Source organism: Variovorax sp. LjRoot175, assembly GCF_964253805.1.
Lineage (GTDB): Bacteria > Pseudomonadota > Gammaproteobacteria > Burkholderiales > Burkholderiaceae_C > Variovorax.
The window spans coordinates 3,084,856-3,108,464 of sequence record NZ_CAXURY020000001.1 but is presented as its reverse complement, the minus strand read 5'-3'; the positions used below and the strand labels follow the sequence as shown (position 1 = coordinate 3,108,464).

General features: G+C 67.8%; 25 protein-coding genes and 1 other RNA gene. 14 read left to right on the top strand and 12 right to left on the bottom strand.

What is annotated here, in order from left to right; genetic code table 11:
• Positions 1 to 30: 30 nt before the first annotated feature.
• Positions 31 to 312, top strand: a complete 282-nt coding sequence (locus ACSQ89_RS15465) for a hypothetical protein (RefSeq protein WP_436290204.1) — start codon at positions 31 to 33, stop codon at positions 310 to 312.
• Between the two features lie 27 nt (positions 313 to 339).
• Here the strand turns inward: ACSQ89_RS15465 and ffs are convergent.
• Positions 340 to 436, bottom strand: an RNA gene (gene ffs / locus ACSQ89_RS15460) — signal recognition particle sRNA small type.
• A 39-nt stretch (positions 437 to 475) separates the two neighbouring features.
• A complete protein-coding gene (locus ACSQ89_RS15455) occupies positions 476 to 1,594 on the bottom strand; it encodes a M12 family metallopeptidase (RefSeq protein WP_436290205.1) in 1,119 nt (372 codons plus the stop codon).
• Positions 1,595 to 1,709: 115 nt separating this feature from the next.
• Between ACSQ89_RS15455 and dnaX the strand changes: the two genes are divergently transcribed.
• From dnaX to ACSQ89_RS15420, 7 genes are all read left to right on the top strand, one after another.
• Positions 1,710 to 3,515: a DNA polymerase III subunit gamma/tau gene (gene dnaX, locus ACSQ89_RS15450; protein WP_436290206.1), complete on the top strand. Its 1,806-nt coding sequence runs from the start codon at positions 1,710 to 1,712 to the stop codon at positions 3,513 to 3,515.
• Positions 3,516 to 3,557: 42 nt separating this feature from the next.
• Positions 3,558 to 3,890, top strand: a complete 333-nt coding sequence (locus ACSQ89_RS15445) for a YbaB/EbfC family nucleoid-associated protein (RefSeq protein ID WP_012747441.1) — start codon at positions 3,558 to 3,560, stop codon at positions 3,888 to 3,890.
• A 6-nt stretch (positions 3,891 to 3,896) separates the two neighbouring features.
• On the top strand, positions 3,897 to 4,487 hold the full coding sequence (gene recR / locus ACSQ89_RS15440; RefSeq protein WP_093108868.1) for a recombination mediator RecR: 591 nt from the start codon (positions 3,897 to 3,899) through the stop codon (positions 4,485 to 4,487).
• On the top strand, positions 4,484 to 4,876 hold the full coding sequence (locus ACSQ89_RS15435; RefSeq protein WP_436290207.1) for an MAPEG family protein: 393 nt from the start codon (positions 4,484 to 4,486) through the stop codon (positions 4,874 to 4,876). Before recR ends, ACSQ89_RS15435 begins: the two co-directional genes overlap by 4 nt.
• A gap of 114 nt (positions 4,877 to 4,990) precedes the next feature.
• The gene (locus tag ACSQ89_RS15430; RefSeq protein WP_093108866.1) at positions 4,991 to 6,025 is read left to right on the top strand and encodes an ABC transporter substrate-binding protein; all 1,035 of its coding nucleotides are present in this window, start codon (positions 4,991 to 4,993) and stop codon (positions 6,023 to 6,025) included.
• Positions 6,026 to 6,075: 50 nt separating this feature from the next.
• Complete coding sequence (locus ACSQ89_RS15425; protein WP_093108865.1) at positions 6,076 to 6,972, top strand: ABC transporter ATP-binding protein; 897 nt, start codon at positions 6,076 to 6,078, stop codon at positions 6,970 to 6,972.
• Positions 6,973 to 7,806 carry an ABC transporter permease gene (locus tag ACSQ89_RS15420; RefSeq protein ID WP_093108864.1) on the top strand — a complete coding sequence of 278 codons (834 nt, stop codon included), beginning with the start codon at positions 6,973 to 6,975 and terminating at the stop codon, positions 7,804 to 7,806.
• A 1-nt stretch (position 7,807) separates the two neighbouring features.
• On the opposite strand, the gene ACSQ89_RS15415 is transcribed toward ACSQ89_RS15420, so the two are convergent.
• Positions 7,808 to 9,394 (bottom strand): transglycosylase SLT domain-containing protein, encoded by a 1,587-nt coding sequence (locus tag ACSQ89_RS15415; RefSeq protein ID WP_436290208.1) that lies wholly within the window; start codon positions 9,392 to 9,394, stop codon positions 7,808 to 7,810.
• Positions 9,391 to 10,188 (bottom strand): hydroxyacylglutathione hydrolase, encoded by a 798-nt coding sequence (gene gloB / locus ACSQ89_RS15410; RefSeq protein WP_436290209.1) that lies wholly within the window; start codon positions 10,186 to 10,188, stop codon positions 9,391 to 9,393. The genes ACSQ89_RS15415 and gloB overlap by 4 nt, the downstream gene beginning before the upstream one ends.
• Here gloB and ACSQ89_RS15405 point away from each other — a divergent pair.
• On the top strand, positions 10,187 to 10,975 hold the full coding sequence (locus ACSQ89_RS15405) for a class I SAM-dependent methyltransferase (protein ID WP_244503932.1): 789 nt from the start codon (positions 10,187 to 10,189) through the stop codon (positions 10,973 to 10,975). The genes gloB and ACSQ89_RS15405 overlap by 2 nt on opposite strands.
• On the top strand, positions 10,972 to 11,421 hold the full coding sequence (rnhA, locus tag ACSQ89_RS15400) for a ribonuclease HI (protein WP_436290210.1): 450 nt from the start codon (positions 10,972 to 10,974) through the stop codon (positions 11,419 to 11,421). Before ACSQ89_RS15405 ends, rnhA begins: the two co-directional genes overlap by 4 nt.
• Here rnhA and ACSQ89_RS15395 read toward each other — a convergent pair.
• The 6 genes from ACSQ89_RS15395 to ACSQ89_RS15370 are packed head-to-tail and all read right to left on the bottom strand — an operon-like array spanning position 11,418 to position 17,156.
• Entirely contained in the window at positions 11,418 to 11,888 is a 471-nt protein-coding gene (locus ACSQ89_RS15395; protein WP_436290211.1) for a Crp/Fnr family transcriptional regulator, read from the bottom strand. The genes rnhA and ACSQ89_RS15395 overlap by 4 nt on opposite strands.
• Before the next feature lie 51 nt (positions 11,889 to 11,939).
• Entirely contained in the window at positions 11,940 to 13,253 is a 1,314-nt protein-coding gene (moeA, locus tag ACSQ89_RS15390; RefSeq protein ID WP_436290212.1) for a molybdopterin molybdotransferase MoeA, read from the bottom strand.
• Positions 13,250 to 13,894: a molybdenum cofactor guanylyltransferase MobA gene (mobA, locus tag ACSQ89_RS15385; protein ID WP_436290213.1), complete on the bottom strand. Its 645-nt coding sequence runs from the start codon at positions 13,892 to 13,894 to the stop codon at positions 13,250 to 13,252. Before mobA ends, moeA begins: the two co-directional genes overlap by 4 nt.
• Positions 13,891 to 15,006, bottom strand: coding sequence for a GTP 3',8-cyclase MoaA (moaA, locus tag ACSQ89_RS15380; RefSeq protein WP_436290214.1), 1,116 nt, complete (start codon positions 15,004 to 15,006; stop codon positions 13,891 to 13,893). Before moaA ends, mobA begins: the two co-directional genes overlap by 4 nt.
• Positions 15,007 to 15,052: 46 nt before the next feature.
• A complete protein-coding gene (locus ACSQ89_RS15375) occupies positions 15,053 to 16,336 on the bottom strand; it encodes a serine hydrolase domain-containing protein (RefSeq protein WP_436290541.1) in 1,284 nt (427 codons plus the stop codon).
• Between the two features lie 58 nt (positions 16,337 to 16,394).
• Complete coding sequence (locus ACSQ89_RS15370) at positions 16,395 to 17,156, bottom strand: SDR family oxidoreductase (RefSeq protein WP_093108856.1); 762 nt, start codon at positions 17,154 to 17,156, stop codon at positions 16,395 to 16,397.
• 118 nt (positions 17,157 to 17,274) lie between these two features.
• Between ACSQ89_RS15370 and ACSQ89_RS15365 the strand changes: the two genes are divergently transcribed.
• Complete coding sequence (locus ACSQ89_RS15365) at positions 17,275 to 18,180, top strand: ZIP family metal transporter (RefSeq protein WP_436290215.1); 906 nt, start codon at positions 17,275 to 17,277, stop codon at positions 18,178 to 18,180.
• A gap of 9 nt (positions 18,181 to 18,189) precedes the next feature.
• Here ACSQ89_RS15365 and ACSQ89_RS15360 read toward each other — a convergent pair whose 3' ends face one another.
• Together ACSQ89_RS15360 and ACSQ89_RS15355 are read right to left on the bottom strand one after the other, a co-directional pair.
• Entirely contained in the window at positions 18,190 to 19,623 is a 1,434-nt protein-coding gene (locus tag ACSQ89_RS15360) for an aldehyde dehydrogenase family protein (protein ID WP_436290216.1), read from the bottom strand.
• A gap of 47 nt (positions 19,624 to 19,670) precedes the next feature.
• The gene (locus ACSQ89_RS15355) at positions 19,671 to 20,225 is read right to left on the bottom strand and encodes a peroxiredoxin (RefSeq protein WP_436290217.1); all 555 of its coding nucleotides are present in this window, start codon (positions 20,223 to 20,225) and stop codon (positions 19,671 to 19,673) included.
• 117 nt (positions 20,226 to 20,342) lie between these two features.
• On the opposite strand from ACSQ89_RS15355, the gene ACSQ89_RS15350 reads away from it, so the two are divergent.
• Genes ACSQ89_RS15350 through ACSQ89_RS15340 form a run of 3 tightly spaced genes read left to right on the top strand, consistent with a single transcriptional unit; the run spans position 20,343 to position 23,606 of the window.
• Positions 20,343 to 21,917 (top strand): phospholipase D family protein, encoded by a 1,575-nt coding sequence (locus tag ACSQ89_RS15350; protein ID WP_436290218.1) that lies wholly within the window; start codon positions 20,343 to 20,345, stop codon positions 21,915 to 21,917.
• A gap of 47 nt (positions 21,918 to 21,964) precedes the next feature.
• Positions 21,965 to 22,705 carry a sterol desaturase family protein gene (locus ACSQ89_RS15345; protein WP_436290542.1) on the top strand — a complete coding sequence of 247 codons (741 nt, stop codon included), beginning with the start codon at positions 21,965 to 21,967 and terminating at the stop codon, positions 22,703 to 22,705.
• On the top strand, positions 22,689 to 23,606 hold the full coding sequence (locus ACSQ89_RS15340; protein WP_436290219.1) for a fatty acid desaturase: 918 nt from the start codon (positions 22,689 to 22,691) through the stop codon (positions 23,604 to 23,606). Before ACSQ89_RS15345 ends, ACSQ89_RS15340 begins: the two co-directional genes overlap by 17 nt.
• Positions 23,607 to 23,609 lie beyond the last annotated feature (3 nt).

The window sequence follows — 23,609 nt, the reverse complement described above, 5'->3', positions numbered from 1 at the left end:
GCCACGCTCCTTGAACCTGACAAAAAGAACATGTACCCGCAGGTCGACATTCAAAAAATCAGAGAGAGATATTTCAACTACAGCGTGAGCATCGGCAAGTCCGACAAGCGTTATGCCCGGCAGGGCCTGCGGTCGATCGCGGAATGCCTGCACGATGCGGCGACCGCGCTGGGTCACCACTTCCCGATTGCGGCCCTCAGCTACGAGGGGCGCGCGCTGGGCTGCTATCACGTCGCGAACATGGAGCACAAGACGGTGGCGCTCGCCGACACGCTTCTTGCCAAGCTCGCGCGGGCGGAAACCGCCGCCTGAGGGCGATGCGGTTTCCTTGGATGTGAGGTTGACGAGCCTTACCCCCGGCACTGACTACGCAGTTAGGGCTGCTTGGTTCCCCACCTGACCCGGTTGGCCACTTCACCATGCGGGGAGGCCCGTCAACCGAGGATTGTAGGCCAGGGCCCGTTACCCCCATGAATCACCAAACCATCAGCGAAGTCTCGAGCGCTGCGTCGGCGTAGTAAAGACGCACGCCGACCAGGTAGTGGCGGCCCTTTTGCAGGCGCATGCTGACGCGCGCATTGAGGTCGGTGCCGCTGTCGTCGTTGCCGGCGATCTGCACGTTGCCGGCCGGCGTGACCTCGAACAGCACCAGCACCGTGTCGGAGGTGCCGAAGGTGCCGATGCTGTAGGTGCGCGTGCGAGTCGGTACGAGTTCGAAGTTGCGGGTTTCGCCGGCCTTGAGTTTGAGCAGTTGCGAGAGCCCGACCTTGAGTGCCGACACCGCCGGGGCCCTGACGCCGGGGTAGGTCTCCACCACCCAGGCCTTGTCGTCATAGGACAAGCCGCCCTTGGGCACGAGCCCGGCCTGGTACTGCGCCGGCGCATCGATGAGCCCGGGCTCGAACTGGTATTCCATGACCGAGTCCGGATCCCAGGTCGTGCCCTTGACCTCGGCCTGCGGGATCTTGCGCAGGATGTTCCACTCGATCTGCGACTCCTGCCAGAAGTTCGGCGGGCCCTGGAAATAGTCGATCACTGCCTGGCGGTTCCAGGTGATGCCGGCATGGGGGTTCTGATGTTCATGCTCGAGACCGAGCGTGTGGCCGATTTCGTGCAGCGCCGTGTCCTGGCCATAGGGCGTGGTGAGCGGCCAGCCGAAATTCATCGTGCGCTGCAGCGGGTCGCGAATGCCGAGCACATCGCGGCCGACGTAGGACCAGGAGCCGTCCTGCGCATCGAAGCCGATGCGCACCGTCGCGTCTTCCGGCGCCTCGACGCGCCGAAAGGCGATGCCGATGCCAAGCTTGGCCCAGGCCTCGAAGGACTCGTCGACCACCCCCGTGTCCTCGTTGCTGCCCTGCCATGCGGCGGGCACTGCGTCGCCGCGTTTGAAGCAGTAGTAGGTGAGTTGCGTGCCGTTCACCCATTTCTTGCTCGAAGCGATGATGGCGGAGGCGCGGCCCGCGGAGACGCTGCTGTCGAACTGCCGCGGCGCCTGCACCGGCTGGACGCAGTAGCGGCGAAGCCCGGCATCGCCGGACTGTGCTTTCCTGGCCGCGGCAGTGCGCGCGGCCTTGTGGGTCGCAGTGTGCATGTCGGTCTCCTCGAAGGGCCGTTTCATGCTATGCGCGGAACCGCGAAAATCTATAAGTAAAAAGGCCTATGCCTGGTCGGGCGTTGGCCTCCGGTGGGGCCCCTAAAATGCGTCGATGGCCTATCTCGTGCTCGCTCGCAAACACCGCCCCAAGACTTTCAGCGAGATGGTGGGCCAGGAACATGTCGTTCAGGCGCTCGAAAACGCGCTGACCTCGCAGCGGCTGCACCACGCCTATTTGTTCACCGGCACTCGCGGCGTCGGCAAGACCACCGTTTCGCGCATCCTGGCCAAATCGCTCAACTGCCAGGGCCCGGACGGGCAGGGCGGCATCACCGCCACGCCCTGCGGCGTATGCCAGGCCTGCAAGGACATCGACACCGGCCGCTTCGTCGACTACACCGAGCTCGATGCGGCCTCGAACCGGGGCGTCGACGAGGTCCAGGCCCTGCTGGAGCAGGCGGTCTACAAGCCGGTGCAGGGACGCTTCAAGGTCTTCATGATCGACGAGGTGCACATGCTCACCGGCCATGCGTTCAACGCGATGCTGAAAACGCTGGAAGAGCCGCCGGAATACCTCAAGTTCGTGCTGGCCACCACCGACCCGCAGAAGGTGCCGGTCACCGTGCTGTCGCGCTGCCTGCAGTTCAACCTGCGGCCGATGGCGCCCGAAACCGTGCTCGAGCATCTCACGCGCGTGCTGCAGACCGAGACCGTGCCGGCCGAACCGCATGCGCTGCGCCTGATCGCGCGCGCCGCCCGCGGCTCGATGCGCGACGCGCTTTCGCTGACCGATCAGGCCATCGCTTTCGGCAACGGCGAACTGCTGGAGACCGGCGTGCGCCAGATGCTTGGCAGCGTCGACCGCGGCCACGTGTTCCGCCTGATCGAGGCGCTGGCGCAGGGCGACGGCAAGACGGTGGTCGACACCGCCGAGGCGCTGCGCCGCGACGGCATGTCGGCCGCGTCCACGCTCGAAGAAATGACCGCCGTGCTGCAGGCCATGGCCGTGCTGCAGGCCGTGCCTTCGCGCGCAGAAAGCAACGATGCGACGGATCCCGACGCGGCCGAGACCGCGCGCCTGGCGGCATTGATGCCTGTCGACGAAACGCAGCTGCTCTACAGCCTCTGCCTGCACGGCCGCGGCGAACTGGGCCTGGCGCCCGATGAGTACGCAGCGCTCACGATGGTGTTGCTGCGGCTCCTGGCCTTCAAGCCCACCGGCGCGGCCGGCGCGGAAAAAAAAACTCTGAATGAAGCGCCGCGCGCCGCAGCGCCCGCGCCTCGCGCGCCGCCCGTCGAGGCGGTACGCCCTGCGGTGGCTGCGGCCGTGGCGACTGCCGGCCCTGTCGCGCCGCCCGGCCAGCGGCTGCCGGTGCGGGACGAACCCTCGCTCTCTGCAACGGCTGCCTCCAGGCCGGCGGCCGCTGCCGATCCGGCACCTGCCGCGAAGGTCATGGCCATGCAGGTGCGGGTGCAGCCGCCGCCCGGCGCACGCGAAGCACCGCGCGAAAGCGAATCGGCGCCGATCGTGCCCAGCGAGGAGGGCGACTTCTGGCATGCGACCGTGACGCAGATGGTCGCGGCCGAGGCGATCACCGCGCTTGCGCGCGAACTCGCGCTGCAGTCGCAGCTGGTGGCGCGCGATGTCGACCAGTGGCTGCTGCGCGTCGAGCGCGAATCGCTCAACCAGACGAGCAGCCGGGAGAAGCTGCAGGCTGCGCTCGCGGCGCTGGGTCACAGCGTGAAAATCGCGATCGAGATCGGCGCCGTGGTCGACAGCCCCGCGCGCCGCAACAAGCAGGCGGCCGACGAGCGCCAGCGCGTGGCCGAGGAAGCGATCCGCAACGACCCGGAGATTCAGTCGATGATGCGCGACTGGGACGCGAGAATCGTCCCGGGTACGCTCAAGCCCGCCTGAATCTTTTCTTCTTTTTTCATCCAACGATCGACAGGACCAACGATGTTCAACAAAGGACAACTGGCCGGCCTCATGAAGCAGGCGCAGGCAATGCAGGACAACCTCAAGAAGGCGCAGGAAGAACTGGCCACCATCGAGGTCGAGGGCGAATCGGGGGCCGGGCTGGTGAAGGTCGTGATGACCTGCAAGCACGACGTCAAGCGCATCACCATCGACCCGAGCCTGCTGGCCGACGACAAGGACATGCTCGAAGACCTGGTGGCCGCGGCCTTCAATGCCGCGGTCCGCAAGGCCGAGGAGACCAGCGAGCAGAAGATGGGCAAGCTCACGGCCGGCATGCCGGGCCTGCCCCCCGGCATGAAGCTGCCCTTCTAGGACTGAATGGCCGATTCCAGTTCGCTCGAGGCGCTGGTCGAAGCGTTGCGCCGCCTGCCCGGCGTCGGCGCCAAGTCGGCCTCGCGCATGGCCTTTCACATGCTGCAGCACGACCGCGAGGGCACGCAACTGCTCGCGCGCGCCCTGCAGCAGGCGGCCACCCATGTGCGTCATTGCGAACGCTGCAACACCTTCACCGAGGCGCCGGTCTGCAGCGTGTGCCTCGACACGCGCCGCGATGCCAGCAAGCTGTGCGTGGTGGAGACGCCGGCCGACCAGGCCGCACTCGAGCGCACGGGCGCGTTTCGCGGCTATTACTTCGTGCTGATGGGCAAGCTCAGTCCGCTCGACGGTATCGGGCCGAAGGACATCGGCCTGGCGCGGCTGTTCGAGCGCGCGCTCGACGGCACGGTGAGCGAGGTGATCCTCGCCACCAACTTCACCGCCGAGGGCGAGGCCACGGCGCACGTGATCGGCGAAGAGCTCAGGCAACGCGGCCTGACGGTGACGAGGCTCGCGCGCGGCGTGCCGGCCGGCAGCGAGCTCGAGTACGTCGACCTCGGCACCATCGCCCACGCGCTGGTCGACAGGAGATGAACCCACCCGCGTTGACGCTGGCGTACTGGTGCTTGCTGGTCGCGGTGGCCTTGCCCTATGCCGCGGCCTACATCGCCAAGATCGGGAGCTTCAGGCGGCGCGACAACGAGACGCCGCGCGAATGGGCCGCGCGCCAGAGCGGCTGGCGCGCGCGCGCCATGGGCGCGCAGTCCAACAGCTTCGAGGGCCTTCCCTTTTTCATCGGCGCGGTGATCATCGCCCATCAACTCGGTGCGGCGCAGGCGCAGTTGGACCTGCTGGCTATCGCCTATGTGATGCTGCGCATCGCCTATATCGCGCTCTACATCGCAGGCATCGGTACGGCGCGCAGTGCGGTCTGGGCACTCGCGTTTCTGGCCAACATCGCGATCGTGTTCGCCGGCCGCTAGCGGCTTCGTGTTTACGTGAAAACCCGCACGGGGATGTTCCCGATGCAGGCGCTGGGGGGCGCCCCTAAGCTCGATTCGATTCCGAAAGAAACCAAAAGGCCGCGGGTTCACTTCATGCTCAATCGCCGTACTTTCACCGCCGCCGCCACGCTGGGTGCTGCCTCCATCGCGACGCCGCTGGTCCGTGCGCAGGCCAAGCTGGAAAAGTCGAAGATCTCCATCGCCGTCGGCGGCAAGGCCGCGTTCTACTACCTCCCGCTCACCATCTCCGAACAGCTCGGCTACTTCAAGGCCGAAGGCCTCGATGTCGAGATTTCCGACTTCGCCGGCGGCGCGCGTGCGCTGCAGGCGGTGGTGGGCGGCTCGGCCGATGTGTGCTCGGGTGCTTACGAACACACCATCAACCTGCAGGCGAAGAACCAGTTCTTCCAGTCCTTCGTGCTGCAGGGCCGCGCGCCGCAGATCGCGATCGGCGTGTCGACCAAGAACATGGCGAACTACATGACCATCGCCGACCTCAAGGGCAAGAAGATCGGTGTCTCGGCGCCTGGCTCGTCCACCAACATGGTGGCCAACCTCGTGCTGTCGCGCGGCGGTCTGAAGGCCAGCGACGTGAGCTTTATCGGCGTGGGCGTCGCGGCCGGCGCGCTGACGGCGCTGCGCTCCGGCCAGATCGACGCCATCAGCAACACCGACCCGGTGATGACGATGCTCGAACAGAAGGGCGACGTGAAGATCATCAGCGACACGCGCACGCTGAAGGGAACGCAGGAGGTCTTCGGCGGCCCGATGCCGGCCGGCTGCCTCTATGCGCCGACGGAATTCATCCAGAAGCATCCCAACACCTGCCAGGCGCTCGCCAATGCCATCGTGCACGGGCTCAAGTGGCTGCAGACCGCGGGGCCGGGCGACATCATCAAGACCGTGCCCGAAACCTACCTGCTCGGCGATCGCGCGCTGTACTTGGCGTCGTTCGACAAGGTGCGCGAGGCCATCGCCATAGACGGACTGATACCGGCCGAGGGGCCGAAGACCGCGCTCGGTGCCATCGCAAGCTTCGACCCGACCGTGAAGGCCGACAAGATCGACCTCGCGAAGACATACACCAACGATTTTGCGCGGCGCGCGAAGGACAGGTTCAAAGCCTGACCCGAACGTTCTGCAACCCGGCTTCGGCCGGGTTTTTTTGTTTCCACCCCATGTCCAGCTACGCGCTCGAACTCCTCGACATCAGCTGCACCTTCCGCTCGAAGGACGAGCACGGCCAGCGCTACACCGCTGTCGCCGGCACGACGCTGCGCGTCCGTGAGGGCGAGTTCGTCTCGGTGGTCGGGCCCACGGGTTGCGGCAAGTCGACCTTGCTCAACGTCGGTGCGGGCCTGCTCGAACCGTCCTCGGGCACGATCAAGGTGTTCGGCCAGCCGCTCGCGGGCATCAATGCGCGGGCCGGCTACATGTTCCAGACCGAGGCGCTCATGCCGTGGCGCAGCACGCTCGCCAACGTGATGGTGGGCCTGCAGTACCGCGGCGTGCCCGATGCGGAGGCGAGGGCGCAGGCCGAGCAATGGCTCACTCGGGTCGGCCTCACCGGCTTCGGCGATCGCTATCCGCACCAGCTCTCCGGCGGCATGCGCAAGCGCACGGCGCTCGCGCAGGTGCTGGCGCTGGACCCGGACATCATCCTGATGGACGAACCCTTCAGCGCGCTCGACGTCCAGACGCGGCAGCTGATGGAGAACGAGGTGCTCGAGCTCTGGGCCGCCCCGAGCGCCGGGCGCCGGGCTGCGCCAAGGCCGGTGCTCACCCCCTCGGGGGGTGGGCGCGAAGCGCCCGGGGGCCCACAAGGACGAAAAGCGGTGCTCTTCATCACGCACGACCTCGATGAAGCGATCGCGATGAGCGACCGCGTGGTTGTGCTCTCGGCCGGGCCGGCCACGCACCCGATCGGTGAGTTCGCGATCGACCTTCCGCGCCCGCGCGACGTGGCCGAGGTGCGCACGCATCCGCGCTTCGTCGAACTGCACACGCAGATCTGGAACGTGCTGCGCGACGAGGTGCTCAAGGGCTATGCGCAGCAACTGAGGAAGGCGGCCTGAATGAGTTTCAGGCCCCATGAAGGCAATGCGCGCTTCTGGCAGATGGCGCTGCTGATCGTGCTGCTGCTGCTATGGCACCTGCTCTCGCGCGACCAGCAGTTCGCTTTCTTCCTCGGCGAACCGATCAAGGTCGCGGGCCGGGTGTGGAGCTGGTTCCTGCCTTTCGCCGTGCCGCCGAACCTGCTGTTTCCCGACGGGCTGCCGGGCAATGCCGACATCTACCGGCACCTCGGCACCACGCTGCTCGAGACCGTGCTGGCCTTCGGTATCGGCACGCTGCTGGGGCTGGCCTGCGGACTCTGGCTGGCGCTGGCGCCGACCGCAAGCCTGATCCTCGACCCCTACATCAAGGCCGCGAACTCGATGCCGCGCGTGATCCTGGCGCCGATCTTCGCGCTGTGGTTCGGCCTCGGCATCTGGAGCAAGGTGGCGCTCGCGGTCACGCTGGTGTTCTTCATCGTGTTCTTCAACGTCTACCAGGGCGTGCGCGAAGTGAGCCCGGTGGTGCTGGCCAACGCGCGCATGCTGGGCGCCAACCAGCGGCAGCTGCTGCGCACGGTGTACCTGCCGAGCGCGACCAGCTGGGTGTTCTCAAGCCTGCACACCTCGGTGGGGCTGGCTTTCGTCGGTGCGGTGGTGGGCGAGTACCTGGGTTCGGCGCGCGGCGTCGGCTACCTGATCCTGCAGGCCGAAGGCACTTTCGACGTCAACACCGTCTTCGCCGGCATCGTGGTGTTGACGGCGTTCGCGCTGGCGCTCGACGGCATCGTCGGCATCATCGAAACGCGCCTCATGAAATGGCAGCCGCGCAGCGGCGAGACCGAGAAGCTCTGACTCAGCGCTTCTTCTTCGAAGGCGCGCCGCCGCGCTTCTCGCGCACGATCTTGGGCGAAGAAGCCGTCTTCGCCGCGGGCGCGGCCTTGCCGGCACTGGTCTTGACCACGCCGCCGCCGCGTTTGCTGGTCACGATCACCGTGCTGGAGCGGGCGCCCCGGCCCACGCGTTCGGCGGCCGCGGCCTTCACCGGCAGGTAGACCACGACCTGGACGCCGCGCTGGAAGGCGTGGCTGGTCTTCACGTCGTTCCATTCGGCGACGCTGGCCGGGCTGAGGCGGTAGCGGCGCGCGATGCTTGCGACGCTGTCGCTGCGTCCGGCCTTCACGAGCGTGCGGCGCGTGACGATCTCGGGCTGGAAGCTCAGGTGGCCGGTGTCGGCCACCGCTGCATTGACGTCTTCCTGGACGCGCGCGCCGCGCGGCACGATCAGCGTCGAGCCGGCCTTGATGAGCATGCGCGGCGGCACGCTGTTGATCGCGCGCAGGTCGGATTCGCTCATGCCGGCGCGCTGGGCGGCATCGGCCACCGTCATCGTCGAGGGCACGGTCCAGGCGGTCCAGCTCGCGTACTGTCCCTGGGTGTAGGCCTCGAAGTTGCGCTGGAACACGGCGGCGTTGTCCCAGGGCAGCAGGATCTCCGGCGTGCCGGCGGCCAGCAGCAACGGCTTGTGCGCGGAGGGGTTGAGCGCGCGGAAGTCCTCGATCTTCACGTCGGCGAGCTTGGCCGCCAGGGCCACATCGAGGTCGCGCTTGAGCGTGACGGTCTGGAAGTAAGGGTGGTTGGCGATCAGCGGCAGGTCGGCGTTGAAGCGCTCCGGGTTGGCGACGATGTTCTTGACCGCCTGCAGCTTCGGCACGTAGAGCCGGGTCTCGGCCGGCATCGACAGGTCGGCGTAGCCGGTGGGCAGGCCGGCGCGCTTGTTCTTGGCGATGGCGCGGCCGACGCTGCCTTCGCCCCAGTTGTAGGCCGCGAGCGCCAGATGCCAGTCGCCGAACATGCCGTAGAGCTTCTGCAGGTAGTCGAGCGCCGCACGGGTGGAGGCGAGCACGTCGCGCCGGTCGTCGCGGAAGATGTTCTGCTTCAGGTCGAAGTCGGTGCCGGTGGCGGGCATGAACTGCCACATGCCTGCGGCCTTGGCGCTGGAGATCGCTTGCGGGTTGAAGGCGCTTTCGATGTAGGGCAGCAGCGCGAGCTCGGTCGGCATGTCGCGGCGTTCCAGCTCTTCGACGATGTGGAAGATGTAGCGGCTCGAGCGCTCGGTCATGCGCTGCATGTAGTCGGGCCGGGTCGCATACCACTGCTCGCGGTCCGTGACCAGGTCACCCTGCAGGTCCGGCATCTTGAAGCCGCGGCGGATACGTTCCCACATGTCGGCCGGCGGCGCGAGCGTGACGACGGAGCGCGACTTGGTGTCGCCCGAGGTGATGGGCGTGAGCGGTCCGTCGGGATAAACCGGCGCCGCCGCGGGGGCGCCGGAAGCAGTGGGCGAGGTAGGGGAAGCGGAGGAGGAGCTCGTGCCGGTGGTGCTCGCGCAGCCTGCGAGAAACAGGGAGCCTGCGAGGCAGGCAGCAACGATAAATTTCATCGGAAGTCGTTTTTCCATTGGCGCAGTGCGGCGAACACGTCGGCTTCCGCGGCTTGCGCGGAGAGGCCGGCATGAGCGTGGACTGCTCGGAGGACAGTGGCTTCGCGGCTGCGAAGAAAGGGATTGACCAGGCGCTCGGTGGCGAGCTGCGAGGGCAGCGTCGGTTCACCGCGTGCGCGCAATGCCTCGCAATGCGCGGTGTACTGAGTCAGATCGGCGTTGCCGGGTTCCACGGTCTGCGCGAATCGAAGGTTAGCAAGTGTGTATTCGTGGCCGCAGCACACGCGGGTGTTGCCGGGCAGCGCGGCCAGCGCGTCGAGCGAGGCCAGCATCTGCGCGGCCGTGCCTTCGAACAGGCGGCCGCAGCCGGCGGAGAACAGCGTGTCGCCGCAGAAGAGCAAGGGCGCGAGCTCGCCGGCGACTGCGTTGTGCGCATCGGCCGGCAGGAAGAAGGCGATGTGGCCGGCGGTGTGGCCCGGGATGTCGATCACTTCGAAGCGAAGGCCCAGCACCTCGGCACCGTCGCCTTGCGAGAGTCGCGTGAAGGGCGCCGGGATCGTCTCGCGCGCCGGACCGAAGACCCGCGCGCCGGTGGCCGCGTGCAGCGCTGCGACGCCGCCGGTGTGATCGGGGTGGTGGTGCGTGACTAGAATCGCGGCCAGCTGCAGATTGCCGCGCGCCAGTGCTTCGAACACCGGCGCGGCATCCCCCGGGTCCACCACGATCGCGTTGCGACCGTCCTGCAGCATCCAGATGTAGTTGTCGGCGAAGGCGGGCAGCGGAACGAGGGTCATGAGCGGTCAAATTATAGGTTTGCATGATTGGTTCGCGACCGCCCCCGGCCGCTACCTGCTGGCCTGGGAGCAGGCCCAGTTCGACCAGGCCGTGGCCGATGTGTTCGGCTACCACGCGCTGCAGCTGGGGCTGGCCGAGGTCGCCGGGCTGCGCGCCAACCGCATGCCGCATCGCTGGCTGGCGCTGGACGATCCCGCGCTGGCGGCGCAGAGCGCGCTGGTCACCGACTTCACGGCGCTGCCTTTTTCGGCCAACAGCCTCGATCTGGTCGTGTTGCCGCATGCGCTCGAACTCAGCCACGACCCTCATGCGACGCTGCGCGAGGTCGAGCGCGTGCTGGTGCCCGAAGGCCGCGTCGTCATCTGCGGTCTCAATCCGGCCAGCCTCTGGGGCATGCGGCAGCGCCGCGCGCATCTTTACCGGCGCCTCGGCTTCGGCGAGCTGTTCCTGCCCGAGTCCGGCGACTTCATCGGCTATCGGCGCATGCGCGACTGGCTGCGCTTGCTGAGCTTCGAGGTCGAGTCGGGCAACTTCGGCATCTACCGGCCGGCGGTGCGCAGCGAGGCCTGGCTGGAGCGCTGCCGCTGGTTCGACACGGCCGGCGAGCGCTGGTGGCCGATCTTCGGCGCGGTCTATTTTCTGGTCGCGGTCAAGCGGGTGCGCGGCATGCGGGTCTTGAGCGCCGACTGGCGGCGCGCGGCCCAGCGCGCCAGCGCGCCGGTGCCGATCGCGGGCAAGGTGCATCGCGACGCAGTCACCGATCACAACGAGGAAGTCTTTTTTTGAACGAAGTACAGATCTACACCGACGGCGCCTGCAAGGGCAATCCCGGTCCCGGCGGCTGGGGCGCATGGCTCAAGTCGGGTGCTACCGAGAAGGAACTTTTCGGCGGCGAGCTCAACACCACCAACAACCGCATGGAACTCAAGGCCGTGATCGAAGGCCTGCGCGCGCTCAAGCGCCCCTGCAAGGTCGTGCTCTACCTCGACAGCCAGTACGTCCGCATGGGCATCACCGAATGGATCCGCGGCTGGAAGGCCAAGGGCTGGCGCACCTCGACCAACCAGCCGGTGAAGAACGTCGAACTCTGGCAGGAGTTGGACAAGCTGGTGGCGGAGGGCGGCCACCAGATCGAGTGGCGCTGGGTCAAGGGGCACTCGGGCGACCCGGGCAACGAGCGCGCCGACATGCTGGCCAACAAGGGCGTGGAGCGGGCGCTGGGGCGGATCTAGAGAGGGCCGGGCAGGGTGTTGATGCGCTCGGGCTCGTCCAGTGCTTCGCCCATCCGCGCCCGGAACAGCAGCTCGTCGGTGATGCGCAGGCGACGGCTGAGCTCGCGGCCGATGTTCATCTGGATCAACGCGAATTGCTCCGCATCGTGCTCGAACAGGCGCAGCAGATTGTCCGACGTGATCCGGATCGCGCTGCAGTCCTCGTCGGCGCGCACCGAGGCGCTGCGAGGGAACAGATCGAGGAGCGCCATCTCGCCGAAGCAGTCGCCCTGGCCGAGGCGGCGCAGCAGCAGCTGACGGCCCTGCCAGCTTTTCGAGATCGTCACACGGCCGCTTTCGAGCACGTACATGCCGTCGGCCAGATCGCCCTCGCGGCAGAAGAAGTCGCCGGCGGCGACCCGGATCACGGGCGCGGGCTCCAGCAGGAATTCGATGGCCTCCGCGCCGATGGCGCCGAAGATCGGCATCTGCTGCATCAATTCGATTCGCGCTGCGAGCATGCGCATCTCCCGCGCGGACTAGCCCACGCCGTCGAACATCATCACGTCGACCGCGTCGCCCGCGGCCACGCTGCCTTGCTCATGGTGCAGCACCACCAGGCCGTTGGCTTCGACCATCGAGCTGAGCACGCCCGAGCCCTGGTTGCCGGCGATGCGGACCTCGGGCAGCGATCCCGGCACCGCCTCCACCCGGCCGCGCTGGTACTCGGTGCGGCCCGGTTTCTTGCGGATCGCGGCCACGCTCCTGGCGCGCAGCATGGGCGGCGGCGCGCAGCCCGCAGCGTGGCAGCCCATCATCCGCAGCAGGGCCGGACGCACGAAGGCGAGGAAGGTGACCATCACGGCAACCGGATTGCCCGGTAGGCCGAACAGCACGGCCGTGCCCTCGGCTTCGCCTTGCTTGGGAATCAGACCCACCGCCATCGGCCGGCCGGGCCGCATCGCGACGCGCCAGAAGGCCATGTCGCCCAGCTGCTGCATCACGGCGCGCGTGTGGTCGGCCTCGCCGACGCTGACGCCGCCGCTGGTGATGATCGCGTCGGCCTCGCGCGCGGCGCGGCGCAGCGTGTCGGCCAGCGCCGCGGGATCGTCGCGCACCAGGCCCAGGTCGATCACTTCGCAACCCAGGCGCGTGAGCAGGCCGAACACGGTGTAGCGGTTGCTGTCGTAGACCGCGCCTTCGCGCGGCAGCTCGCCCAAGCTCAGGATCTCGTCGCCGGTGGAGAAGTAGGCCACGCGCAGGCGCCGCAGCACCGGCACCATCGGCAATCCGAGGCTGGCGACCATGCCGAGCGCAGCGGGCGAGAGACGCTCGCCGCGTTGCAATGCGGCCTGGCCCTGCATCAGATCCTCGCCGGCCAGGCGGCGGTTGTCGCCGCGGCGCAGCACCTTGGCCGGGAAGCGGACCTGGTCGCCCTCGACGAAACAGAACTCCTGCGGGATCACGGTGTCGAGGCCCGCGGGCATCATGGCGCCGGTCATGATCTTGACGGCGTCGCCCAGGCCGAGCGTGCCGCGCCAGGCGGCGCCGGCCAGCGCCGTGCCGACCACGCGCAGCTTCACCGAGGCATCGCTCGATGCGTCGGCATGGAGCAGCGCGCCGTCGAAGGCGAAGCCGTCCATTGCCGAGTTGTCGTGCGGCGGCACGCTGACGGGCGAGATGATGTCCTCGGCCAGCACCCGGCCGAGCGCGTCGCGCAGTGCGATGCGCTCGCTCTGCGTGACGACGGCCGGTTCGGCGAGGCGAGCCAGGAAGGCCTGCACCGCATCGACGCCCAGGGCTTTCGGGTCGTAGCCGGCCAGGGCAGCGGCGATCTCGGCGATGCGGCTCATCGGTTTTCGAGCGCGTGCAGCTCGGTCAAGGTGTTGGCGTTGAAGAACGCGTCGGGCGCGTCGCCGGGCCGGTCGAAGGGCACCAGCACCGTTCGGTGCTGCGCGGTCCACTTGTCGATCTTGCGGCCGCCGTCCTGGGTGAAGCGCACCAGGCTTTCAAGCAGCGTGGCGCGCAGCAGGCAGAACACGGGCTGCGGGCGCAGCGCCGATGCACCATCGGACTCGGCGGCCATTTCGGGCGCGCTCACCATGGCGATCTCGGCCTGGTCGGCCAGCAAGGCCTCGCCCAATCGGCTCGCCAGGTCGAGCGGAAACAGCGGCGTGTCGCAGGGCACGGTCAGCAGATAGGGCGTTTCGCAGCGTTCCAGCCCGGTCAGGAAGCCAGCCAGCGGCCCGGCGTAGTCGGCCAGGCCGTCGGGCCAGACCGGTGCGCCGAAGGATTCGTAGGCCGACAGGTTGCGGTTGGCATTGACCATCAGCTCGCCGACCTGCATGCCGAGGCGCATCAGCGCATGCATCGCGAGCGGTGTGCCGTTGAAGTTCTGCAGGCCCTTGTCGACGCCGCCCATGCGCGAGCCGCGCCCGCCGGCGAGCACGAGGCCGGTGATCTCGCTGGCGGCAATGGTGGCGAGCGCGCTCATCCGCCGATGTAGCTCATCTCGACGCGGCGCGGCGCGGCCGCATCGGTGTCGGGCCCGCGCAATGCGCGCAGTTCGGAGTAGCGGTCGGTGCGCCCTTGCCAGATGTGGCCGATGGCGGAGGCGATTTGCGCATCGTCGGCATCGCCGCGCAGGAGCGGGCGCAGGTCGTGCCCGCTGCTGGCGAACAGGCACAGGTAGAGCTTGCCTTCGGTCGACAGGCGCGCGCGGCTGCAGTCGTGGCAGAAGGCCTGGGTCACGCTGCTGATGACTCCGATTTCGCCGCCGCCGTCGCGATAGGCCCAGCGCTGCGCGGTTTCGCCGGGCGCGCTGGCTTCGAGCGGCGCGAGCGGGAATTCCTCGGCGATGCGTGCCACCACCTCGGCCGAGGGCAGCACCTCGTCCATGCGCCAGCCGTTGGTCGCGCCGACGTCCATGTATTCGATGAAGCGCAGCACCACGCCGGTGCCGCGGAAGCGGCGCGCCATCGGCAGGATTTCCTGCTCGTTGGTGCCGCGCTTGACGACCATGTTGACCTTGATCGGGCCGAGGCCCGAGGCATGGGCCGCATCGATGCCCGCGAGCACCTGGGCCACCGGAAAGTCGACGTCGTTCATGCTGCGGAACACCGCGTCGTCGAGGCCGTCGAGGCTCACGGTCACGCGATTGAGGCCGGCGGCCTTCAGCGCCTCGGCCTTGCGCGCCAGCAGCGAGCCGTTGGTGGTCAGCGTGAGGTCCAGCGGCGCGCCCTGCGGGGTGCGAATGGCGGCCAGCTGCTCCACCAGCACTTCCAGGTTCTTGCGCAGCAGCGGCTCGCCGCCGGTGAGCCGGATCTTGTGCACGCCATGCGTCGCGAAGATGCGCGCCAACCGCGTGATCTCCTCGAAGCTCAGGAGGGCGCTGTGGGGCAGGTACTGGTAGTCCTTGTCGAACACTTCCTTCGGCATGCAGTAGCTGCAGCGGAAGTTGCAGCGGTCGGTGACGCTGATGCGCAGGTCGGTGAGCGGGCGCGAAAGGCGGTCGAGCAGCACGCCGGTGGCCGGCACGGCGCGCTCCGGTGCCGCCACGCGGCGGGCGCGGCCGATCTCGGAGACGTGGACGACGTGCTTGTTCATGGGAAGGGCAATTTAACGCATAGCCCGGCCGGACGCCTTTTCAAGGCTACTTGACCACGGCGGCGTAGATCATGTTGCGCAGCAGGCTGCGGTAGTGCACCCGGTGCTTGGGCGATTGCAGCATGAGCACCACGAACATCTGGTTCTCGGGGTCCACCCACATGTAGGTGCCGCCGGCGCCGCCCCAGTTGAACTCGCCGGCGGCGGCCGGGTAGGGTGCTTCGCCGTCGCTGCGGCGCACCGCGAAGCCCAAGCCGAAGCCGTAGCCCGAACCCGGCAGGTAGAGCGGCCCGGGCGCGATGCCGGCGCCGCCGTTGGCATGGTCGGACACCATGAGGCCCAGCGTGCGCGGGCCCAGATAGCGCTTGCCGTCGAGCGTGCCGCCGTTCAGCAGCATCTGCAGGAAGCGCGCGTAGTCGGCTGCTGTCGACACCATGCCGCCGCCGCCCGATTCGGCCTTCTGCACGACGCGCGGGTCGCTGAACTCGGCGCCGACGCCGAAGCTGCGGTCGCTCGCCAACGGTTCCGCGATGCGCTGCTGGCGCGGCGCATCGCTCACGTAGAAGCTGGTGTCCTTCATGCCGAGCGGATCGAGCAGGCGGGCTTTTTCGAACTGGTAGAGCGTCTGGCCCGACACCACCTCGACCACGCGGCCCAGGATGTCGGTCGAGTAGCTGTAGTCCCAGGTGGTGCCGGGCTGATAGGCCAGCGGCAGCTTGGCCAGACGCTGCGAGAACTCCGCATTGCTCGGATCGCCGGCATGCAGGTTGGCTGCGTTGTAGGCCTGCTTGACCAGCCCGGGCCCGAAGAAGCCGTAGGTCAGGCCCGAGGTGTGGCGCATCAGGTCGTACACCGTGATCGGCCGGCGTGCCGGCACGGTCTCGAGCACCGGCTTGCCGTCGCTGCCCGGCTTCTCGACGCCGACCGTCATGTTGGCGAACTCGGGCAGGTACATCGCGACCGGGTCGTCGAGCTTCATGCGCCCGTCTTCGACCAGCATCATCGCGGCGACCGTCGTGATGGGCTTGCTCATCGAGTAGATGCGGAAGATGCCGTCGCGCGGCATCGGGGTGCCGGCGGCCGGGTCGAGCCGGCCGATGGGCTCGAACCAGGCGACCTTGCCGCCCCGCGCCACCAGCAATACGGCGCCGGGGATCTTGTTGGCCGCCACGTCTGCTTTGAGCACGTCGGTGAGCATCTGCAGGCGCTCGCTGGAGAGCCCGACGCGCTCGGGGCTGGTGGTCGGCAGCGATTGCGCGGCGGCCAGCAGCGGCCCCGCGAAGAAGAGGCCGGCCGCGATGTGGCGCAGGCAGCGCTTGAATGGCTTCATCATTCTTGTCTCCTCGTTGCGGATGGGATTCGTTCGGGCGGTCTGCGCCGCCTTTTCCCTAGACGCAGCGCGCGCCGTCGACCTCGATGCAGACGCCGCTGATGAAGGACGCCTCGTCGCTGGCCAGGTAGAGCGCCGCATTGGCCACGTCGAGCGCGGTCGAGAAGCGGCCGAGCGGGATGGTGGCGCGGAACTTGGCCTTGCGCTCCTCGGTGATCGGCCCGCCGGCGAACTCGGCGGCCAGGCCGGTGTCGGGGTTGAACACCGGGTTGATGCAGTTCACGCGGATGTTGTCGGGGCCGAATTCGGCGGCGAGCGACTTGCTGGTGGTGATGACCGCGCCTTTCGAGCCGTTGTACCAGGTGAGGCCCGGACGCGGCCGCACGCCGGCGGTGGAGGCGATGTTGATGAAGGAGCCGCCGCCGTTGGCGCGCAACGCCGGCACGGCATGCACGGTCGACAGGTAGATGCTCTTCACATTGACCGCGTAGCAGCGGTCGAACTCGTCCTCGCTCACTTCGAGTGCCGGGCGGTTGCGGTGCGTCCAGCCAGCGTTGTTGACCATCACGTCGAGCTTGCCGTGGCGCTGGACCGCGGCCTCGACCAGCGCCTTGACTTCGGCCGACTTGGTGACGTCGGCGGCGAAGAAAGAGGCCCGGCCGCCGGCGCGCAGGATGGCTTCGACCACCTGTTCGCCGAGTGCGGCATTGATGTCGTTGACGACGACCTGCGCGCCTTCGGCTGCCAGCCGCTTTGCGATGCCTTCGCCGATGCCGCCGCCGGCGCCGGTCACGATGATGGATTTGTCCTTGACGCGCATTCGGTATGTCTCCGGGGAAATAGGAACGCGCAAGTGTAGGCACCTCGCCGGCGGCGCTCTATCGCCGGGATTGAATTTCCTGAAGCATGAACCAGATGAGAATTATTATCATTTGCTCATGGACAACAGCTCATCCCTTGCCAGCGCCGCCAAGCGCCCCGTGCTGCCGCTGCGGCAGTTGGTCGGAATCTCGATCGTGCTGGCCGGCGTGCTGGTGCTGGGTGCGCAGTTCTGGCAGTTCGTGATCAGTCGCCCGGTGGTGCTGCAGGCCTTGACCGGCGGCTCGGTGGCCGCGCTCGCGACCGCGCTGGGCACCTTGCCCATCCTGTTCTCGCAGCGTCTGTCGGATCGCGCGCAGGACACGCTGTTCGCTTTCGGCGCTGGCGTGATGCTGGCGGCCAGCGCCTTCTCGTTGATCATCCCCGGCATTGCCGCCGCGCGCGCCGCGGGTGCGGATGCGTGGGGTGCCGGTGGCATCGTCGGCGGCGCGATCCTGCTCGGCGCGCTCGCGCTGCTGGTGCTGGACCGCGTGCTGCCGCACGAGCATTTCATCAAGGGCGTGGAGGGGCAGAACGCACGCGTGCTCCGCCGCACCTGGTTGTTCGTGTTCGCAATTGCGCTGCACAACCTGCCCGAAGGCCTGGCGATCGGCGTCGGCTTCGCAGGCGGGGATGCGCTGCGCGGCAGCGCGCTGGCGACCGGCATTGCGATCCAGGACGTGCCCGAAGGCCTGGTGGTTGCGGTGGCGCTGCTCGCCGCGGGCTACCGGCGGCCTTTCGCGGTCGGGCTCGGCATGGCGTCCGGCCTGGTCGAGCCGGTGGGTGCCGTGCTCGGCGCAGCGATCGTGAGCGGGTCGGCCGCCTTGCTACCCTGGGGATTGGGTTTTGCCGCCGGCGCGATGCTGTTCGTGATCAGCCACGAGATCATTCCCGAGTCCCACCGCAAGGGCCACGAGGCCTTTGCGACGGGCGGGTTGATGGTGGGTTTCGTGCTGATGATGCTGCTGGACACCGCCCTCGGCTGATGATGATGATCAGCCGTGGCGCACGGCCACGGTCTTCAGCGTGGTGAAGCCGTAGAGCGCTTCGAAGCCCTTCTCGCGGCCATAGCCTGAGGACTTGACGCCGCCGAAGGGCAGTTCGACACCGCCGCCCGCGCCATAGTTGTTGATGAACACCTGGCCGCTCTTCACGCGCTTGGCCATGCGGAACTGGCGCGCGCCGTTCTCGGTCCAGATGCCGGCGACCAGGCCAAACTGCGTGGCGTTGGCGAGCGCCACGGCCTCGTCCTCGTCGCTGAACGCCATCGCGGCCAGCACCGGGCCGAAGACTTCTTCCTGCGCCAAGCGATGCCCCACCGGCACGTCGCGCAGCAGGGTCGGCGCCTGGTAGAAGCCGGTTTCCGGCGCCTCGTCGACCACCACGCCCTGCGCCACCATCGGAATGCCGGCGTGCTGGGCATCGGACAGAAAGTCCCAGACGCGCTGCTGCTGCGTCTGGCGGATCAGCGGGCCGACGTCGAGGTCCATCGCGGCGGGGCCGACGCGCAGCGCCTCGAAGGCATGGCCGAGCCGCTCGAGCAGCGGCTCGTAGATCTCGCGTTCGATCAGCACGCGCGAGCCGGCCGAGCAGGTCTGGCCGGCGTTTTGCACGATCGCGTTGATCAGCACCGGAATGGCGGCGCCCAGGTCGGCGTCGGCGAAGATGATCTGCGGGCTCTTGCCGCCGAGCTCGAGCGTGACCGGGCAGTGGCGCTCGGCCGCGACCTGCTGGATCAGCGTGCCCACTTTCGGGCTGCCGGTGAAGCTGATGTGGTCGATGCCCTCGTGGCGCGCCAGCGCATCACCGACTTCGTGGCCGTAGCCGGTCACGATGTTGATCGCGCCAGGCGGGAAACCGACCTCCGCCGCGAGTTGCGCGACGCGGATCAGCGACAGGCAGGCGTCTTCCGAGGGCTTGACCACGCAGACGTTGCCTGCGGCCAGCGCGCCGCCGACGCTGCGGCCGAAGATCTGCATCGGGTAGTTCCACGGAATGATGTGGCCGGTGACGCCGTGCGGTTCGCGCCAGGTGAAGACGCTGTAGCCCTCCTGATAGGGGATGGTCTCGCCGTGCAGCTTGTCGCAGGCGCCGGCGTAGAACTCGAAGTAGCGCACCAGCGCCAGGGCATCGGCACGCGCCTGCTTGACCGGCTTGCCGCAATCGCGTTGTTCGATGAGCGCCAGCTCGTCGGCGTGCGCGGCGATTCTCTGGGAGAGCAGGTAGAGCAGCCGGCCGCGGTCGGCCGCGCTCTTCTTGTGCCAGTGGGTCTCGAAGCAATGACGCCCGGCGCGCACGGCGGCATCGATGTCGGCTGCATTGCCGCGCTGCAGTTCGTCGAAGGTCTGGCCGTCGGAGGGGTCGATCACCGGTAGGGTGCGGCCGGAGGAGGAAGCGATGTTTTGGTTGCCGATGTAATGGAGTTGCATGGCCGAAATTGTGCGCGAAAGCGGCCGGCCGCCGCCCGCAGCACCCGCTAGCGGCTGGCGGTCGACTTCGCCAGCGCCTTCACGGCATTGAGCATGCGCTCCACGTGCTTGTCGGGATTGAGGTTCTGGTAGTAGTAGGCCACGGTGCCGTTCGGCGAGATCACGTAGGAAAGCCGGTTGGCGAAATCCGGGCGCGTCTGCATCAGCGCATCGAAACCCTGGATCACCGTCTTGGACTGGTCGGAGGCGACCGGGAATTTGCTCTGGCACTGTTTGACCGAGAAGTCCTTCAACGTGTCGACGTCGTCGGCCGAGACGCCGATCACCGTGGCGCCCACCGCCTCGAACTGGCCAATCGCCTCGGCGAAAGCGTGCGCCTCGATGTTGCAGTCCGTGGTGCCGGCCGCCGGGAAGAAATAAACCACCACCGGCCCTTTGGCCAGTGCGTCGGCCAGCGAGTAGCGGAAGGTCTTGCCGCCCAGCGCCGCAGTGGCCGTGAACTTGGGCACCGGGTCGCCGATGTCGAGAGCGGCGAAGGCTGGAGAAAGTGCGAGGCTTGCGAGCGCAGATGCGGCGATACGCGCGAGAATCCAGCGGGTCATGATGTAACTCCGGGGGGGGCATGGCGAATTCTAGAACCCGGACGCGTTGCGCGGGCAGAGGTGAAACCGGCAGGCGTGCGCTGCCGTATTAATAACAGATCAAAGAGGGGAAAGATCATGACCGCACTGGTCCATCTGCTGCGCATCGCGCTGCTGTGCGCGTTGGCCGCTGGGCTCGGCGCCTGCGGCTCGCTGCCGCCGGCCAAGGAGCGGCCCGCGGAGCATGCGGCGCCGGCGGACCCGTCGACCACGCTGGCGAAGATCGTCGCCGCATCCACGCCGCCGGACGAGCATTCCGGCTTTCGCCTGATGCCGCTCGGCGTGTACTCGCTCGATGCACGCATCCAGCTCGCACAGCGGGCCGAGCGCTCGCTGGTGGTGCAGTACTACCAGCTCGAGAACGATGCCGTCGGCCGGCTGCTGATGCGCTCGCTGCGCGAGGCCGCGGCGCGCGGCGTCAAGGTGCGCGTGCTGGTGGACGACCTCTACACGGCCAAGAGCCAGTACCTGCTGCTGGCGCTTTCGCAGACGCCCAACGTCGACGTGCGGCTTTTCAATCCCTTCTGCTGCGGCCGCGACGGTTTCCTTTCGCGCTTCGTCGCCTCGCCGCACGAGATCTATCGGCTCAACCATCGCATGCACAACAAGCTGTTCATCGCCGACGGCGTGATGGCGGTGGTGGGTGGGCGCAACATCGCCGACGAGTACTTCGTGCTCAGCGAAGCGCAGAACTTCATCGACATGGACGCGGTGGTGGTGGGCAAGGTGCTGCCGCAGCTCGAATCCATCTTCGACGCCTACTGGAACAGCGAGCAGGTCTGGCCGATCGAGGACATCGTGCGCGGCGAGGGCGGCCGAACGCCCGGGACGGCGGAGTTCGATTCCTGGATCGGCATGGCCGCGCCGCCGCCCAAGATCGTGCTGCCGCCCGCCGACATCCTCGGCTACGGGCCGATCGCCGAAGAGCTCGACGGCGGCCGCATGGGCCTGCTGTGGGGCTGGGCCAATGCGGTGGCGGATCCGCCCACCAAGCCCGCCACCATGACAGCCGACGAAGCCCTGGCCACCAGCGTCACGATGCGCATGTGGACCATCCTGCTGGGCGCCAAGAACGAGGTGCAGATGACCTCGCCCTATCTGGTGCCGGGCGACAAGGGCATGGCGGCCTTCGAGGAACTGGCCCAGCGCAAGGTCAAGGTCGTGCTCTTGACCAACTCGCTGGCCGCCAACGACGAGCCGCTGGTCCACACGGGCTATGTGCGCTATCGGCAACGGCTGCTGAGATCGGGCGCCGACCTCTACGAGCTGAGCCCCGAACGCACCACCGCGAGCAAGCGCTTCGGCTCCTTCGGCACTTCGCTGGGACGCCTGCACGCCAAGACCGCGGCCATCGACCGCACCCGCCTCCTCATCGGCTCGGCCAACCTGGACCCGCGCTCGGCCACCCAGAACACCGAGATGGGCGTGCTGATCGACAGTCCGCAGCTGGCGCGCGAGCTGCTGCGCGTGATCAACGTCAGCAGGGTGCAGAACTCCTACCGCCTGCGCCTGGCCAAGGACACCGGCGCCGTCGAGTGGCTCACCACCGACGGCGAGAAGGAGATGGTCCTCACCTCCGAGCCGGAGGCGACCTTCTTCCAGCGCTTCTACAACAGGCTGATCGCGCCGATCGTGCCGGAAATGCTCCTGTAGCCTCGCGCGTGGCAGCCACCTTCCAATCCTTGCCCGTCCTGCAGGTCATGCTGTGGGGCGTGGCCTTCTTCGGCAGCATCTACCTGCTCTTCGGCGCCGCCAACTGGCTGCTGACGCGCAGGCTATTGCCCGCGCTGGGCATCGGCCGCGAACTCGACCCGCGGCCGGTGTCGCCTGGACAGCTGCGCCGGGAGCTCGCGCAGTCGGCCGTGTCGGTGCTGGTCTTCGGCATCGGCATGGTGTTCCCATGGGGATTCCTGCAACTGGGCTGGGCGCGGCTCGATGCGAACCCGAGCGGACTGCAGATCGCACTGGAGATCCTCTCGCTGGCGGTCTGGAACGACGTGCATTTCTGGCTCAACCACCGTCTGCTGCACACCCGGCTCCTGCGGCGCTTCCATGGCCCGCACCATCGCTCGGTCGTGACCACACCCTTTGCCACCTACAGCTTTCATCCGCTCGAGGCGCTGCTGCTGGGCAACGTGATCCTGCCGCCGATGCTGGTGCACGACTTCAGCTTCTGGGCGCTGACCTCGGTGCCGTTGTTCAGCCTGTTCTTCAACAACGTCGGGCATTCGAACTACGACTTCTTTCCGAAGGTCTCGTACAACCACTGGTTCGCCGCCAGCCGCCGGCATCATCTGCACCACACCTGCCACAGCGGCAACTACGGCTTCCAGTTCACCTTCATGGACCGGCTGTTCCGCACGCGCATCGCGGCCGATGCGGCCGAGCCGCAGCTGCGCGCGTATCGCGAGCAAGAGAGAAACCGTGGCGTCTCGGCCTGATCGTCCAGCGCGCCTGCCGCGCCTGCGCCATTGGCGCGACTGGCAGAGCCTGGCCTACCTTGCCGCACTGCCTGCGCTGGCGGCCTGGCAATGGGTGCACGGCTTCCACTGGCTGCCGTATGGCGCGATGCTGTTCCTCACGCTCGGGGTCAGCGTGATCCATCACAACCATGCGCACCTGCGTCTGTGGCGCGGCCGCCGGGCGAACCGCTTCACCGATTGCTGGCTGACGCTGCTGCAGGGCCATCCGACCTTCGTGTTCTGGCCGGCGCACGTGGCCAATCACCATCGCCACCGGCACGGGCCGAAGGACGCTGCGCGCACCTACCGCTTCGGTGGCGACACCAATCACCTGCTGGGCTACCTCCTGCATCCGCTGCAGGCCGTGGCCGTGCTCTACCCGGTGTTCGTGGCCTGGCTGGGCCGGCTGCGGCGCCACTGGCCGGGCGCGTGGCGCTACTGCATGGCGCAGTATGTGCTTTGGCTCGGCAGCTGGACCGCGCTGCTGGCGCTCGATTGGCAGAAGGCAGTGCTGTTTGTCATCCTGCCGCAGTTGCATGGCCTGCACTGGCTGCTGGCCACCAACTACCTTCAGCATGCGCATGCGGACGGCCGGCCGCGCCCGGAAGGTGCTTCGCTCGATTACGCGCGCAACTTCGAAGGACTGATCAATCCGCTCCTGTTCAACATCGGCCTGCACACGGCGCATCACGAGAACTCGAAGGTGCACTGGTCGGCGCTTTCACGGCTGCACAGCGAGCACTACCGTGCGCGCGTCGACCCTGCGCTCAACGAGCGCGGCCTCCTCGTGTACATGGGGCGCGTGTTCGTCCTGGGTGCGCTCGTGCCGCGCTTTCGCAGTCGCTCGCTGATGTCTCCGAATTCCAATCCACAGTCCTGATCC